Origin of the sequence: Enterobacter sp. CPE_E1241, assembly GCF_045618265.1 — a bacterium.
Lineage (GTDB): Bacteria > Pseudomonadota > Gammaproteobacteria > Enterobacterales > Enterobacteriaceae > Enterobacter > Enterobacter adelaidei.
On the sequence record NZ_JBIWYV010000001.1, the window covers coordinates 4,751,925 to 4,766,938 of the forward strand.

General features: G+C 52.2%; 10 protein-coding genes, 4 tRNA genes, 3 rRNA genes and 1 riboswitch. Of the genes, 2 read left to right on the forward strand and 15 right to left on the reverse strand.

The annotated features are described in order from the left end of the window. Positions 1-14: 14 nt before the first annotated feature. The 5 genes from ilvE to ilvL all read right to left on the reverse strand — a co-directional run bounded on the left by ilvE (position 15) and on the right by ilvL (position 3,107). On the reverse strand, positions 15-944 hold the full coding sequence (gene ilvE / locus ACJ9Y9_RS23220; protein ID WP_021242827.1) for a branched-chain-amino-acid transaminase: 930 nt from the start codon (positions 942-944) through the stop codon (positions 15-17). An 18-nt stretch (positions 945-962) separates the two neighbouring features. Then, positions 963-1,226: an acetolactate synthase 2 small subunit gene (gene ilvM / locus ACJ9Y9_RS23225; protein ID WP_028018217.1), complete on the reverse strand. Its 264-nt coding sequence runs from the start codon at positions 1,224-1,226 to the stop codon at positions 963-965. Beyond that, positions 1,223-2,869 (reverse strand): acetolactate synthase 2 catalytic subunit, encoded by a 1,647-nt coding sequence (gene ilvG, locus ACJ9Y9_RS23230; RefSeq protein ID WP_028018218.1) that lies wholly within the window; start codon positions 2,867-2,869, stop codon positions 1,223-1,225. The genes ilvM and ilvG overlap by 4 nt, the downstream gene beginning before the upstream one ends. A 2-nt stretch (positions 2,870-2,871) precedes the next feature. Then, positions 2,872-2,922 carry a peptide IlvX gene (ilvX, locus tag ACJ9Y9_RS23235; protein ID WP_108091188.1) on the reverse strand — a complete coding sequence of 17 codons (51 nt, stop codon included), beginning with the start codon at positions 2,920-2,922 and terminating at the stop codon, positions 2,872-2,874. Positions 2,923-3,008: 86 nt separating this feature from the next. Continuing rightward, on the reverse strand, positions 3,009-3,107 hold the full coding sequence (gene ilvL, locus ACJ9Y9_RS23240) for an ilv operon leader peptide (RefSeq protein ID WP_001311244.1): 99 nt from the start codon (positions 3,105-3,107) through the stop codon (positions 3,009-3,011). A gap of 340 nt (positions 3,108-3,447) precedes the next feature. On the opposite strand from ilvL, the gene ACJ9Y9_RS23245 reads away from it, so the two are divergent. After that, positions 3,448-4,968, forward strand: a complete 1,521-nt coding sequence (locus ACJ9Y9_RS23245; protein ID WP_028018219.1) for a YifB family Mg chelatase-like AAA ATPase — start codon at positions 3,448-3,450, stop codon at positions 4,966-4,968. 25 nt (positions 4,969-4,993) lie between these two features. Here the strand turns inward: ACJ9Y9_RS23245 and ACJ9Y9_RS23250 are convergent, their stop codons facing one another. After that, a complete protein-coding gene (locus tag ACJ9Y9_RS23250) occupies positions 4,994-5,332 on the reverse strand; it encodes a DUF413 domain-containing protein (protein WP_008501577.1) in 339 nt (112 codons plus the stop codon). Positions 5,333-5,450: 118 nt separating this feature from the next. Between ACJ9Y9_RS23250 and hdfR the strand changes: the two genes are divergently transcribed. After that, positions 5,451-6,272, forward strand: coding sequence for an HTH-type transcriptional regulator HdfR (gene hdfR / locus ACJ9Y9_RS23255; RefSeq protein ID WP_028018220.1), 822 nt, complete (start codon positions 5,451-5,453; stop codon positions 6,270-6,272). 98 nt (positions 6,273-6,370) lie between these two features. Here hdfR and ACJ9Y9_RS23260 read toward each other — a convergent pair. The 9 genes from ACJ9Y9_RS23260 to btuB form a co-directional block, all read right to left on the reverse strand. Next, positions 6,371-6,446 (reverse strand) — tRNA-Trp (locus tag ACJ9Y9_RS23260). A gap of 53 nt (positions 6,447-6,499) precedes the next feature. Then, positions 6,500-6,576: transfer RNA gene (locus tag ACJ9Y9_RS23265), tRNA-Asp, on the reverse strand. Between the two features lie 56 nt (positions 6,577-6,632). Next, positions 6,633-6,748: ribosomal RNA gene (gene rrf / locus ACJ9Y9_RS23270) — 5S ribosomal RNA — on the reverse strand. A 73-nt stretch (positions 6,749-6,821) separates the two neighbouring features. Beyond that, positions 6,822-9,726 (reverse strand): 23S ribosomal RNA (locus ACJ9Y9_RS23275). A 180-nt stretch (positions 9,727-9,906) separates the two neighbouring features. Further along, positions 9,907-9,982: transfer RNA gene (locus ACJ9Y9_RS23280), tRNA-Ala, on the reverse strand. Between the two features lie 42 nt (positions 9,983-10,024). Next, positions 10,025-10,101 (reverse strand) — tRNA-Ile (locus ACJ9Y9_RS23285). Between the two features lie 69 nt (positions 10,102-10,170). Then, positions 10,171-11,705: ribosomal RNA gene (locus ACJ9Y9_RS23290) — 16S ribosomal RNA — on the reverse strand. Together the 16S, 23S and 5S rRNA genes with 4 tRNA genes alongside form the textbook arrangement of a ribosomal RNA operon. 386 nt (positions 11,706-12,091) lie before the next feature. Further along, entirely contained in the window at positions 12,092-12,943 is an 852-nt protein-coding gene (gene murI / locus ACJ9Y9_RS23295; RefSeq protein ID WP_028018084.1) for a glutamate racemase, read from the reverse strand. After that, a complete protein-coding gene (btuB, locus tag ACJ9Y9_RS23300) occupies positions 12,888-14,741 on the reverse strand; it encodes a TonB-dependent vitamin B12 receptor BtuB (protein ID WP_028018085.1) in 1,854 nt (617 codons plus the stop codon). The genes murI and btuB overlap by 56 nt, the downstream gene beginning before the upstream one ends. A 65-nt stretch (positions 14,742-14,806) precedes the next feature. Then, positions 14,807-14,983: riboswitch (cobalamin riboswitch) on the reverse strand. Between the last annotated feature and the right edge of the window lie 31 nt (positions 14,984-15,014).

Here is a 15,014-nt window from a genome sequence, read left to right on the forward strand (position 1 = left end):
TCCCATATTTATACTTAGTGATTAACCTGATCCAACCAGCCGTATTTATCTTCTGTTTCACCGGTGAAGAGGCCAAAGAAGGCTTGCTGAATACGTTTGGTGACCGGGCCGCAGCGGCCTTCGCCCACCTGGATACCGTCTACGCTGCGTACCGGCGTAATTTCAGCCGCAGTACCGGACATAAAGACTTCATCCGCCAGGTAGAGAGATTCGCGGGACAGTACCTGCTCGCGCACTTCGATACCCAGATCTTTCGCCAGCTTGATGATGGCGTCACGGGTGATGCCCGGCAGCGCGGACGAGGTAAATGGTGGCGTGAACAGAATGCCATCTTTTACTTCAAACAAGTTTTCGCCCGCACCTTCTGAGATGTAGCCATTCACGTCGAGGGCAATACCTTCCTGATAACCGTGACGGCGCGCTTCGCTACCGACCAGCAGTGAGGAGAGGTAGTTACCGCCCGCTTTAGCCGCGGTCGGGATGGTGTTCGGCGCCACGCGGTTCCAGGAAGAGACCATTGCGTCGATCCCCTGCTCCAGGGCTTCCGCTCCCAGGTAAGCACCCCATGGGAACGCGGCAATGATCACATCGGTGGTATAGCCTGCTGGTGGGTTAACGCCCATGCCCACATCACCCACAAACACCAGCGGACGAATATACGCGCTGGTCAGGTTGTTCTTGCGAATCACCTCGCGGCAGGCTTCCATCAGCTCATCGACACTCTGGGAAACCGGAAAACGATAAATTTTGGCTGAGTCATGCAGACGCTGCATATGTTCACGATGACGGAACACCACTGGCCCTTTGTGAGAGTCGTAGCAACGGATGCCTTCAAACACAGACGTACCGTAGTGCAGCGCGTGGGACATCACGTGGACCTTCGCGTCCTCCCAGCGAACCATCTCACCATTGAACCAAATGTAATCAGCTTTTTTTGTCGTCATTTTTTCGTCCTGTCACGCTTAAGCGCGGATTTGTTGTGATGTGGTTGTGCTCTGGCAGATGGCTACATGGGCAACGTCTACCAGCTTTGATAACTGACTAAACAGTAAGTCGACCGGGCGCGGACTGGCAACGGTTAATTCGATACTGATATTTTCAGCATCAGTGGCCGTCTCCATATTCATAGAGCAAATCTGAAAACCACGATGACGGACCACACGCAAAACGCGTTCTAAGGTTTCTGGATTGAAGCGAGCCTGCACGGCGACCTGATGTTGCATCATGATAATTTCTCCAGCATTTGTGAGTTACTGGCACCTGGCGGTACCAACGGCCAGACATTCTCAAGCTCGTCGATTGAGACATGAAGCAGGTAAGGCCCTTCGCTTGACAGCATGGTGTCGAGTGCCGCTTCAACCTGGTCTTTACGGGTAATGTGCTGGCCAGGGATGCCAAAGGCGCTGGCCAGAGTGAGGAAATCGGGGTTATCGGTCAGGGTGGTTTCGCTGTAACGCTCCTGGAAGAACAACTGTTGCCACTGACGAACCATCCCTAAACGCTGGTTATCGAGTAACACGATTTTCAGCGGCAACTGCTTACGCTTCACGGTGCCCAGCTCCTGAACATTCATCATGAAGGAGCCGTCACCGGAGATACAGATAACGGTATCGTTCGGTCGGGCAACCTGCGCGCCTACTGCTGCTGGCAGACCGAAACCCATCGTCCCTAACCCGCTGGAAGTGATGAAATTTTCCGGGCGAGTGTAGGTCATGTGCTGGGCTGACCACATCTGATGCTGGCCCACGTCGGTGGTAACGACGCTGTCTGCGGGTTTACGATCGGACAACTGTTTCAACAGCAGCGGTGCGTAGATGGCCTCACCGGGGTGGTCGTAACGCCAGGCATGCTCAGCGCGCATATCGGCGGTGTGCTGACGCCATGCGTGGATATCTAACGGTTGCTGCAAAGCGGGTAACAATGCGTTGAGATCACCCTGCAGGGCGACGTGTGCCTGACGCAATTTGTTCATTTCTGCCGGGTCGATATCCATATGGATGACTTTGGCATTCGGCGCGAAGGTGTTCAGCTTACCGGTGACGCGGTCATCGAAACGTGCCCCTACGGCGATGAGCAGATCGCACTCCTGCACCGCCAGGTTTGCGGCTTTGGTGCCGTGCATCCCCAGCATGCCGAGGTAGTACGGATAGTCGGCATCTACCGCGCCCAGACCTTTCAGCGTGCAGGTCGCTGGCATCTGCGTTGTTGCGATAAATTCGCGCAGGGCTGGAACGGCCTGTGCCATGCCTACGCCACCGCCGACGTACAGCATCGGCTGTTTCGCCTGCGCCAGTATCTGGCGCGCCTCTGCAACGTCCTCATGTGGAAACACATCGTCGCTTTCAACGGTGGAGAAGTGCGGCTCCAGATCGCCGAGAGCCACCTGGATATCTTTTGGGATATCCACAAGAACCGGGCCAGGACGGCCAGAACTGGCAACAGCAAATGCTTCAGCCATCACACGCGGCAACTCTTCCAGAGACTGGACGAGGAAACTGTGTTTGGTGCAAGCCAGCGATAAACCAAGTACATCCACTTCCTGGAAGGCATCGGTACCGATAAAGGGAGAAGCGACCTGACCAGTGATTGCCACGACAGGAACAGAGTCGAGCAGTGCATCAGCCAGACCGGTGATCAGGTTGGTTGCACCCGGTCCTGAGGTTGCCATGCAAACCCCAGTTTTGCCGGTAGCCCGCGCATAACCAATGGCTGCCATTGCTGCGCCCTGCTCGTGTCGGCACAACAGGTGTTCCACGCCGCCGTCATACAATGCATCGTAAATCGGCATAATTGCGCCACCCGGATAACCGAATACTGTCTCGACTCCCTGCGCGCGCAACGCATGTACTACCCACTGTGCCCCATTCATAGTTAGTTCCCCGTCATAAATCGGGAGAAACAGAATTTTGTGCTAGTGTTCATTCTCTGCTCCTCGCTTAAGTTTTTTAGTCATAAAAAAACCCCCGGACCTTTCGGTGCGGGGGTCTTAGTTCGTTAAGGCTTGATTTCTAAGCCTTTCCTCGTCCAAGTGCAGCCCCGCACGGTGGGATAATAATCACCACCACGCTAATCACGACCAGGCTAATCACTCGTAGAAGGGCTGTCATTTTCAGTTCTTTTTGCATCTTGTTCGAAGGAATACCTAAAGAGGTATCACAGTTTTTAAATCAAACACAAGATTTATTTATGACCATTTTGATTAGCACACAAATCATATTCCGAAAAATCATTGTTTTATATGAGAAAAACAGAGTGTGAATATTTTTCATAATTTCAAGCGTACTCAGGCCATCAAAACGAACCGCTCTTTTTCTGCGAGAATGCTTCCGCCAAGACGTAATGGTTACATTTTGTCGTCAAAAGCCTGGAACAGGCGTCGTAAAATACAGAACTGACACTAAAGGTGTGATCGAGATACTGGCATAGTCGGCCCTCAAGGAGGTGCTTATGTCACTGTCAGTTGTTTATACGCGTGCGGCTATTGGAGTCAAAGCACCGCTGATTTCCGTAGAGGTCCATCTGAGCAATGGGCTTCCCGGATTAACGCTCGTCGGCTTGCCGGAAACAACGGTGAAAGAAGCCAGAGATCGGGTTCGCAGCGCAATCATCAATAGCGGTTATACCTTCCCCGCAAAGAAGATCACTATCAACCTGGCGCCTGCGGACCTGCCCAAAGAGGGAGGTCGATATGATTTACCTATCGCTATAGCGCTTCTCGCGGCCTCTGAACAGCTTAATGCGTCCAGGCTATGCTCGTATGAGTTCATCGGTGAACTGGCGCTTACAGGCGCATTGAGGGGCGTTCCTGGTGCAATCTCAGGTGCACTGGAAGCCATTCGTGCTGGTCGACAAATCATTGTTGCCAATGAAAATGGTTCCGAGGTGAGCCTAATAGCCGAAAAAGGATGCCTGATAGCAGGGCACTTGCAGGAGGTCTGTGCATATCTTGAGGGGCGACATGAGTTAGCAGAGCCTGAAGAAACAGGGGATCTCCTACCTGAAAGCCTGGACGATCTCAGCGAGATTATCGGTCAGGAGCAGGGGAAACGGGCACTGGAGATTACCGCTGCCGGAGGGCATAACCTGCTGTTGATTGGTCCGCCGGGTACAGGGAAAACGATGCTGGCGAGCAGATTAAATGGTCTGCTTCCCCCACTCAATAACCATGAGGCACTTGAAAGCGCTGCGATATTTAGCCTGGTGAGTTCTGTGTCGTTACAAAAACAGTGGCGACGTCGCCCCTTCCGCTCTCCGCACCACAGTGCCTCACTAACAGCCATGGTAGGGGGAGGTACTATACCGGTGCCGGGAGAGATCTCACTGGCCCACAATGGCATTCTGTTTCTTGATGAGCTGCCTGAGTTTGAAAGGCGAGTGCTGGATGCTCTGAGGGAGCCTATCGAATCGGGTGAAATTCATATCTCCCGTACACGTGCCAAAATAAGCTACCCCGCGCAGTTCCAGCTGGTTGCAGCAATGAACCCCAGCCCGTCAGGACATTATCAGGGTAATCATAATCGCTGTACGCCTGAGCAGACGCTGCGATATCTGGGGAAACTCTCTGGCCCTTTTCTGGATCGTTTCGATTTATCCCTGGAGATCCCTTTGCCTCCCCCTGGCCTGCTCAGCCAGAGTAGCGTCAGAGGGGAGAGCACGGTAGAGGTTCGCGAGCGGGTTATCGCCGCTCAGGCCCGACAGTATATACGTCAAAATAAACTGAATGCCCGTCTGGATAATGCTGAGATTCGGCAGTTTTGCAAGCTAAAGGCCGAGGACGCAAACTGGCTGGAAGAAACATTGACGCGATTTGGGCTCTCAATTCGTGCGTGGCAGCGCCTCTTAAAAGTTGCCCGAACTATCGCCGATGTGGAAAGGTGTCATGAAATTGAGAGACAACATCTGCAGGAAGCGTTGAGCTATCGTGCAATCGATCGTCTGCTTTTGCACCTGCAAAAGTTACTGGCGTAAAAAAGGGGCCGTAGCCCCTTTCTTATTAGTCGTCAGACTCGGTGTAGTCTTCTGCACCTTCCATCTGTGGCTTACCGCCAGACAGCGTATGGAAGCGCTTTGGACGTTTAATGCGCGCCATGTACTTGATCCATACACGTTCCGCTTCAGACTGCGGCTCACGCTCGCCACGGCAAACAGAAACAAACTGTTTTTCGTCTTCAGTTGCAGGTTCACGCTTACCCAGATCCAGCTCGTTAAAGGCATAACCATGGCGCTCAAGCAGTTGAGCTTCTTTGATGGTGAAATCGCCGTGACGAGAGAACCCGCGCGGATAATGTTTATTGTCGAAAAAACGATTAGTCGTCGTAAAGCTTTCCGCCATCCTACACGCTCCTAATTCTTTGGCCGAGCTATTTATGGCGCGGAGTATTAGTTACGCTTGACAGAGTGTAAAACAAAACATTTAAATCATAACGACAAATAATTTTGTGGAGAAAGATGTGGATACGGAATTGCTAAAAACTTTCCTTGAAGTGAGCAGAACGCGCCACTTTGGGCGAGCAGCTGAAGCCCTTTACCTGACGCAGTCAGCAGTCAGTTTTCGTATTCGACAGCTGGAAAACCAACTGGGCGTGAATCTTTTTACCCGCCATCGCAACAACATACGTTTAACCCCTGCCGGAGAGAAACTGCTCCCGTACGCAGAAACGCTGATGAATACCTGGCAAGCTGCCCGCAAAGAGGTTGCACATACTTCCAGGCATAATGAGTTTTCAATAGGGGCCAGTGCTTCACTGTGGGAATGCATGCTAAGTCAATGGCTTACCCGGCTGTATCATTCTCATGGGCATTTGCAATTTGAAGCCAGGATTGCACAACGGCAGTCGCTGGTTAAGCAACTTCATGAACGCCAGCTTGATCTTCTGATCACAACCGAAGCCCCCAAGATGGACGAATTTAGCAGCCAGATTGTGGGTCAGTTTGGCCTGGCGCTTTATGCTTCTGAACCTTCAATGATGAAGGCAGACTTGACCTATTTGCGACTGGAGTGGGGGCCTGATTTTCAGCAGAACGAGACGGGGTTGATTGCAGCTGATGATGTTCCGCAGTTAACGACCAGCTCTGCAGAGATCGCCTGCCAGCAACTTTCCTTGCTGAAGGGTTGCACCTGGTTACCTGTCCGCTGGGCTGATGCTAAAGCCGGGCTTCACACTGTATTGGATTCCACAACGCTTACCAGGCCGCTGTATGCGATTTGGCTGCAAAACAGTGATAAACAATCACAGATAAAAGATCTATTAAAAATCAATGTAATAGATTGATACATCAGCCAGCAGGAATGCTGGCTGAAAATTAAGAAGAGAGTTTTCTTCAGTGTTTCAGGCAAAAAAAATCCTTTGCCGGAGCAAAGGATTATATATGGCAGGGGCGGAGAGACTCGAACTCGCGACACCCGGTTTTGGAGACCGGTGCTCTACCAACTGAGCTACGCCCCTAAAGTTTTTTGCCATTAAGCCTGCCAATAAGGCAGGCTTAATGTCTTAATAAGTGGCGGAACGGACGGGACTCGAACCCGCGACCCCCTGCGTGACAGGCAGGTATTCTAACCGACTGAACTACCGCTCCACCGAAGACTGCTGTAACCACCGGATTTATGCACCGGCTTACTACTTAATTTGATGCCCTGGCAGTTCCCTACTCTCACATGGGGAGACCCCACACTACCATCGGCGCTACGGCGTTTCACTTCTGAGTTCGGCATGGGGTCAGGTGGGACCACCGCGCTAAAGCCGCCAGGCAAATTCTGTTAAATCTGTATCAGAGCTGAAATTTGATTGTCTGTCTCTTCGCCGAAACAGCTTCGGCGTTGTAAGGTTAAGCCTCACGGTTCATTAGTATCGGTTAGCTCAACGCATCGCTGCGCTTACACACCCGACCTATCAACGTCGTAGTCTTCAACGTTCCTTCAGGACTCTCAAGGAGTCAGGGAGAACTCATCTCGGGGCAAGTTTCGTGCTTAGATGCTTTCAGCACTTATCTCTTCCGCATTTAGCTACCGGGCAGTGCCATTGGCATGACAACCCGAACACCAGTGATGCGTCCACTCCGGTCCTCTCGTACTAGGAGCAGCCCCCCTCAATTCTCCAGCGCCCACGGCAGATAGGGACCGAACTGTCTCACGACGTTCTAAACCCAGCTCGCGTACCACTTTAAATGGCGAACAGCCATACCCTTGGGACCTACTTCAGCCCCGGATGTGATGAGCCGACATCGAGGTGCCAAACACCGCCGTCGATATGAACTCTTGGGCGGTATCAGCCTGTTATCCCCGAGTACCTTTTATCCGTTGAGCGATGGCCCTTCCATTCAGAACCACCGGATCACTATGACCTGCTTTCGCACCTGCTCGAGCCGTCACTCTCGCAGTCAAGCTAGCTTATGCCATTGCACTAACCTCCTGATGTCCGACCAGATTAGCTAACCTTCGTGCTCCTCCGTTACTCTTTGGGAGGAGACCGCCCCAGTCAAACTACCCACCAGACACTGTCCGCAACCCGGATTACGGGTCTACGTTAGAACACCAGCCATTAAAGGGTGGTATTTCAAGGGCGGCTCCACGCAGACTGGCGTCCACGCTTCAAAGCCTCCCACCTATCCTACACATCAAGGACCAGTGTTCAGTGTCAAGCTATAGTAAAGGTTCACGGGGTCTTTCCGTCTTGCCGCGGGTACACTGCATCTTCACAGCGAGTTCAATTTCACTGAGTCTCGGGTGGAGACAGCCCGCCATCATTACGCCATTCGTGCAGGTCGGAACTTACCCGACAAGGAATTTCGCTACCTTAGGACCGTTATAGTTACGGCCGCCGTTTACCGGGGCTTCGATCAAGAGCTTCGCGTTGCCGCTAACCCCATCAATTAACCTTCCGGCACCGGGCAGGCGTCACACCGTATACGTCCACTTTCGTGTTTGCACAGTGCTGTGTTTTTAATAAACAGTTGCAGCCAGCTGGTATCTTCGACTGATTTCAGCTCCACCCGCAGGGGCTTCACCTACATATCAGCGTGCCTTCTCCCGAAGTTACGGCACCATTTTGCCTAGTTCCTTCACCCGAGTTCTCTCAAGCGCCTTGGTATTCTCTACCTGACCACCTGTGTCGGTTTGGGGTACGATTTGATGTTACCTGATGCTTAGAGGCTTTTCCTGGAAGCAGGGCATTTGTTACTTCAGCACCGTAGTGCCTCGTCATCACACCTCAGCGTTAATAAGGTACCGGATTTACCTGGAACCTCCGCCTACATGCTTAAACCGGGACAACCGTCGCCCGGCTAACATAGCCTTCTCCGTCCCCCCTTCGCAGTAACACCAAGTACAGGAATATTAACCTGTTTCCCATCGACTACGCCTTTCGGCCTCGCCTTAGGGGTCGACTCACCCTGCCCCGATTAACGTTGGACAGGAACCCTTGGTCTTCCGGCGTGCGGGCTTTTCACCCGCATTATCGTTACTTATGTCAGCATTCGCACTTCTGATACCTCCAGCACCCCTCACAGGACACCTTCAACGGCTTACAGAACGCTCCCCTACCCAACAACACATAGTGTCGCTGCCGCAGCTTCGGTGCATGGTTTAGCCCCGTTACATCTTCCGCGCAGGCCGACTCGACCAGTGAGCTATTACGCTTTCTTTAAATGATGGCTGCTTCTAAGCCAACATCCTGGCTGTCTGTGCCTTCCCACATCGTTTCCCACTTAACCATGACTTTGGGACCTTAGCTGGCGGTCTGGGTTGTTTCCCTCTTCACGACGGACGTTAGCACCCGCCGTGTGTCTCCCGTGATAACATTCTTCGGTATTCGTAGTTTGCATCGGGTTGGTAAGCCGGGATGGCCCCCTAGCCGAAACAGTGCTCTACCCCCGAAGATGAGTTCACGAGGCGCTACCTAAATAGCTTTCGGGGAGAACCAGCTATCTCCCGGTTTGATTGGCCTTTCACCCCCAGCCACAAGTCATCCGCTAATTTTTCAACATTAGTCGGTTCGGTCCTCCAGTTAGTGTTACCCAACCTTCAACCTGCCCATGGCTAGATCACCGGGTTTCGGGTCTATACCCTGCAACTTAACGCCCAGTTAAGACTCGGTTTCCCTTCGGCTCCCCTATACGGTTAACCTTGCTACAGAATATAAGTCGCTGACCCATTATACAAAAAGGTACGCAGTCACACCACGAAGGTGCTCCCACTGCTTGTACGTACACGGTTTCAGGTTCTTTTTCACTCCCCTCGCCGGGGTTCTTTTCGCCTTTCCCTCACGGTACTGGTTCACTATCGGTCAGTCAGGAGTATTTAGCCTTGGAGGATGGTCCCCCCATATTCAGACAGGATACATCCACGTGTCCCGCCCTACTCTTCGAGTTCACAGCCTGTGCATTTTCGTGTACGGGACTATCACCCTGTACCGTCGGACTTTCCAGACCGTTCCACTAACACACAAGCTGATTCAGACTCTGGGCTGCTCCCCGTTCGCTCGCCGCTACTGGGGGAATCTCGGTTGATTTCTTTTCCTCGGGGTACTTAGATGTTTCAGTTCCCCCGGTTCGCCTCGTTAACCTATGTATTCAGTTAACGATAGTGCAACGAATTGCACTGGGTTTCCCCATTCGGACATCGCCGGGTCAAAGGTTCATATCACCTCGCCGGCGCTTTTCGCAGATTAGCACGTCCTTCATCGCCTCTGACTGCCAGGGCATCCACCGTGTACGCTTAGTCGCTTAACCTCACAACCCGAAGATGTTTCTTTCGATTCACCATCGACTTGCGAAAATTTGAGAGACTCGAACACACATTAACTGTGTGTCGTTTCAATTTTCAGCTTGATCCAGATTTTTAAAGAGCAAAACTTCGCAGTGCACCTTTTCAGGTTCACTCTGAAGTTTTCTTGGGTTCGCAGTAAAGGATGGTGGAGCTATGCGGGATCGAACCGCAGACCTCCTGCGTGCAAAGCAGGCGCTCTCCCAGCTGAGCTATAGCCCCATCGTTTGCAATCTCTGTACCGCTCATCCTTTAAAAGGAGTTTGGTAGGCCTGAGTGGACTTGAACCACCGACCTCACCCTTATCAGGGGTGCGCTCTAACCACCTGAGCTACAAGCCTGCAGAGATTTTTACTGCTGTTTTTCATCAGACAATCTGTGTGAGCACTGCAAAGGCAGGTTCTTTAAGGTAAGGAGGTGATCCAACCGCAGGTTCCCCTACGGTTACCTTGTTACGACTTCACCCCAGTCATGAATCACAAAGTGGTAAGCGCCCTCCCGAAGGTTAAGCTACCTACTTCTTTTGCAACCCACTCCCATGGTGTGACGGGCGGTGTGTACAAGGCCCGGGAACGTATTCACCGTAGCATTCTGATCTACGATTACTAGCGATTCCGACTTCATGGAGTCGAGTTGCAGACTCAATCCGGACTACGACGCACTTTATGAGGTCCGCTTGCTCTCGCGAGGTCGCTTCTCTTTGTATGCGCCATTGTAGCACGTGTGTAGCCCTACTCGTAAGGGCCATGATGACTTGACGTCATCCCCACCTTCCTCCAGTTTATCACTGGCAGTCTCCTTTGAGTTCCCGGCCGGACCGCTGGCAACAAAGGATAAGGGTTGCGCTCGTTGCGGGACTTAACCCAACATTTCACAACACGAGCTGACGACAGCCATGCAGCACCTGTCTCAGAGTTCCCGAAGGCACCAAAGCATCTCTGCTAAGTTCTCTGGATGTCAAGAGTAGGTAAGGTTCTTCGCGTTGCATCGAATTAAACCACATGCTCCACCGCTTGTGCGGGCCCCCGTCAATTCATTTGAGTTTTAACCTTGCGGCCGTACTCCCGGGCGGTCGACTTAACGCGTTAGCTCCGGAAGCCACGCCTCAAGGGCACAACCTCCAAGTCGACATCGTTTACGGCGTGGACTACCGGGTATCTAATCCTGTTTGCTCCCCACGCTTTCGCACCTGAGCGTCAGTCTTTGTCCGGGGGCCGCCTTCGCCACCGGTATTCCTCCAGATCTCTACGCATTTCACCGCTACACCCGAATTCTACCCCCCTCTACAAGACTCTAGCCTGCCAGTTTCGAATGCAGTTCCCGTGTTGAGCCCGGGGATTTCACATCCGACTTGACAGACCGCCTGCGTGCGCTTTACGCCCAGTAATTCCGATTAACGCTTGCACCCTCCGTATTACCGCGGCTGCTGGCACGGAGTTAGCCGGTGCTTCTTCTGCGGGTAACGTCAATTGCTGAGGTTATTAACCTCAACACCTTCCTCCCCGCTGAAAGTACTTTACAACCCGAAGGCCTTCTTCATACACGCGGCATGGCTGCATCAGGCTTGCGCCCATTGTGCAATATTCCCCACTGCTGCCTCCCGTAGGAGTCTGGACCGTGTCTCAGTTCCAGTGTGGCTGGTCATCCTCTCAGACCAGCTAGGGATCGTCGCCTAGGTGAGCCGTTACCCCACCTACTAGCTAATCCCATCTGGGCACATCTGATGGCAAGAGGCCCGAAGGTCCCCCTCTTTGGTCTTGCGACGTTATGCGGTATTAGCTACCGTTTCCAGTAGTTATCCCCCTCCATCAGGCAGTTTCCCAGACATTACTCACCCGTCCGCCGCTCGTCACCCGAGAGCAAGCTCTCTGTGCTACCGCTCGACTTGCATGTGTTAGGCCTGCCGCCAGCGTTCAATCTGAGCCATGATCAAACTCTTCAATTTAAAAGTTTGATGCTCAATGAATTAAACTTCGTAATGAATTACGTGTTCACTCGTTGAGACTTGGTATTCATTTTTCGTCCGAGGACGTTAAGAATCCATGTCACTTTGAGTGCCCACACAGATTGTCTGATAAATTGTTAAAGAGCAGTTGCAACGCGGCTTTCAGCTCACCGTTGCGAGGTCCCGTATATTACGTTTTCCTCATTCAGAGTCAAGCGATTATTTTCACTTTTCTCTGTTGGTGTTCATCTCTGAACCCCGCTAACCCGGCGGCTTGTAAGCCGTTGTTCCGTGTCAGTGGAGGCGCATTATAGGGAGTTCTCAGACGTTGACAACCCCTCTTTTGAAAAAAACTTTCAACCGCCTCTTTTTTGCTCAAAACCGTGCTACAACGCCAGTTTTTCGAGCGTTTCAAAGCCGTAACGATGTAAAACGGGCAAAAGTTGTTCAGTTTCTTTTGTGATCGCCATACAAAAAGCGATATTTGCATCGGTAGATTTTGCATCTGGCGCTTCATGTTCCAACAGCCAGGCAGTACGACGCGCAATGGCCGCACCGGAATCCACCAGACGAGTCCCCTCTGGCAGAACAGCCAGAAGCTCTTCCTGTAAAAGAGGGAAATGGGTACATCCCAGAACAACGGTGTCTGGCGGCTCCGGCATCCGCAACCACGGGCGCAAAATGCGGCGCAGCTCTTCCAGCGAAACAGCGTGTCCATGCAACTTCGCTTCAGCCATTTCGACAAGCTCCGCCGATCCGAGCATTGCTATCTGGCATTCATTAGCAAAGCGGTCGATCAGTTCACGCGTATAAGGACGCTTCACGGTGCCACGTGTTGCCAGCAAACCAACGATACCGTTCGCCGTCAGACGCGCGGCTGGCTTTATTGCAGGAACGACGCCCACAACCGGGAACTGGAATTTTTCACGCAAGGCAGGAAGGGAAACCGTACTCGCCGTATTGCAGGCGATGACCGCCAGCGCAAGGGGGTAACGCTTTTGTACCGCGGTAACAATTTCAACCACACGCTCAACAATAAACTCTTCGCTTTTTTCCCCGTACGGAAAAGCGACGTTATCAAAAGCGTAGATGTAATGGAGATTCGGCAGGAGATGCCGAATCTCATCATAGACCGAAAGCCCACCAACGCCGGAATCAAACACCAGTACAGTGGGACGCGGATCAGAAGGTGTAGCTGCCAGACAAGGTGTATTCCCGTCCTGCAGTTTGATAGCCATAAACTGTCTCGTAATCTTTATCGAACAGATTGGCTATTTTACCACGAACTGTGAGGTGAGAGGTGACAGGATATGAAACTGCGATATCCCACAAACTTACGCCACCCATTTTCACACGTTCTGACGCATAGGTATTCGGATCGATCGCAACGTCGTAGCGAGTTCCCAGATAACGGTACGCCAGATTCCAGTCGAGATCCCAGACCTGCCAGTCAAGCTGATACTTAACCTGCTGCTTAGAGCGGCGAGCCAGGACTTCGTTGGTTTTCGCATTACGTGGGTCAACATAATCGTAAGAAATCTGATGGCCTACCGGGCCAGTGTCAAACTGCGCCGTGGCTTCCACGCCTTTGATACGCGCTTCATCAACGTTGTAGTAACGGTATGTATGCGGATCGCTGCTGATCAGATTATCAATATCATTACGATAACCTGTAATACGCCAGTTAACCGGTCCCGTCAGGCCTTCAAAACCTCCTTCCCACTGCTTACTCTCTTCCGGTTTAAGGTCCGGATTACCATAGTTCGCACTGTGGATCTGACTCATCGTAGGCGCTTTAAATGCGGTACCGTAGGAGGCTATCACGCGATAACCATCCACAAACTCCCACGCTGCGCTGGTTTGCCATGTTCCATGGTTACCAAAGTTGGAGTTGTCGTCATTACGCGCCGCCGCTTCCAGCGTCACGCTGTTGAACTGCTGCATCGCTGAAACGAACACGCCGGTATTACGCTGCTCGTAACCTTTATCCAGGTAGCCCGTTCCGGCCTGCGTCTTCTGCTTTTGCCAGTCCAGTCCTGCACCAATGTTGCCGTGACCGACTTCAACAGTATTAAGCCACTGGGTGGTGTACTGCTTCACATCATCCATCGTTGCGGAATCAGCATAGCGCCCTTTCTTCGGGTCATAGTTCTGATCTTTACTGCGACCGTAACCCGCCACCAGTTGCGACTGGAAAATCCCCTGGTTGTAACGTAGTCCTGTATCCCAGTTCTGGCTGTAGAGCTGGCGAGTATCCGGTCGCCCATCCACCATAAAGTTGGCGTCATAGTGATCGTAACCGTCATACGCCGTGCGGTTGTCATAACCAAAACCACGGAAGAAGCCGCTCACGCTGTCGGTAATCTGCTGTTCCACAGAGCCGTACAGTGACTTGCTCATAAAGCCATCGCGGTCAGGCTGACGCGGTGCGTCCTGGGCTGCAATATCAAAACCACGGGTATAGGTATAGTTACCCGCCATGGTGATCCTGGTTTTATCAAGAACCTGCTGGAAAGAGCCATCATAGGTTTGGTAACCCTTAGACCCCACACCTGCAGAAATTTCCGCACCCGGTTTATCGCGTCCGGTAATGATGTTGATCACACCGCCAATCGCGTCGGAACCATACAGAGCCGAACGTGGGCCACGAATGTATTCAATACGCTGAATCAGGGAAGTCGGGATCTGGCTCAGGTCAGGTACGTTGCTGATCCCGGCGTTATTCAAAGGAATACCGTCAATCAGCACCAGCACATGGCGAGATTCCGTTCCGCGAATAAATGTCGAAGAGTTCGAGCCCATTCCACCGCTTTGCGCGATATCCACGCCAGGCAGACGTGACATGATTTCCACCACACTCTTTGCCTGCCAGCGTTCAATATCTTCACGCGTCACAACAGATGTCGGAGCCAGAACGGTTTTTGCCGGTTGTTCAAAACGGTTTGCAGTCACCACCAACGAGTCTGCGCTATCCTGCGCCCAGCCCGAAAATGCCGTGACGGACAACGCCGTCAGCAGCGATACTTTTTTAATCATTGTTAAAGCATCCACAATATAAGAAGGATGCCGCAGGATTCATCTATAGCACGCGATGATGAAACCAAATGCGACGTGATCCCGGCAGGTCTTCGGGCTAGGTGGCTTTAGAAGGATGAAGACTTCCCATTTTCACAGTGTCTACAACGCTCATCCCGCCAGTCTTTACCGCTGCGCGTCAGCTCCAGATTTACACTGGATTCCCTTTTCACTCTCAGGAGACCGGAAACAGAATGCTACAATTAGACACGTATAGATGTCCAGATAGCTATT

Excerpts from the sequence above, each read along its gene's own strand:
- ilvE (WP_021242827.1), bottom strand. The coding sequence starts at position 944 with ATGACGACAAAAAAAGCTGATTACATTTGGTTCAATGGTGAGATGGTT.
- ilvM (WP_028018217.1), bottom strand. The coding sequence starts at position 1,226 with ATGATGCAACATCAGGTCGCCGTGCAGGCTCGCTTCAATCCAGAAACC.
- ilvG (WP_028018218.1), bottom strand. The coding sequence starts at position 2,869 with ATGAATGGGGCACAGTGGGTAGTACATGCGTTGCGCGCGCAGGGAGTC.
- ilvL (WP_001311244.1), bottom strand. The coding sequence starts at position 3,107 with ATGACAGCCCTTCTACGAGTGATTAGCCTGGTCGTGATTAGCGTGGTG.
- ACJ9Y9_RS23245 (WP_028018219.1), top strand. The coding sequence starts at position 3,448 with ATGTCACTGTCAGTTGTTTATACGCGTGCGGCTATTGGAGTCAAAGCA.
- ACJ9Y9_RS23250 (WP_008501577.1), bottom strand. The coding sequence starts at position 5,332 with ATGGCGGAAAGCTTTACGACGACTAATCGTTTTTTCGACAATAAACAT.
- murI (WP_028018084.1), bottom strand. The coding sequence starts at position 12,943 with ATGGCTATCAAACTGCAGGACGGGAATACACCTTGTCTGGCAGCTACA.
- btuB (WP_028018085.1), bottom strand. The coding sequence starts at position 14,741 with ATGATTAAAAAAGTATCGCTGCTGACGGCGTTGTCCGTCACGGCATTT.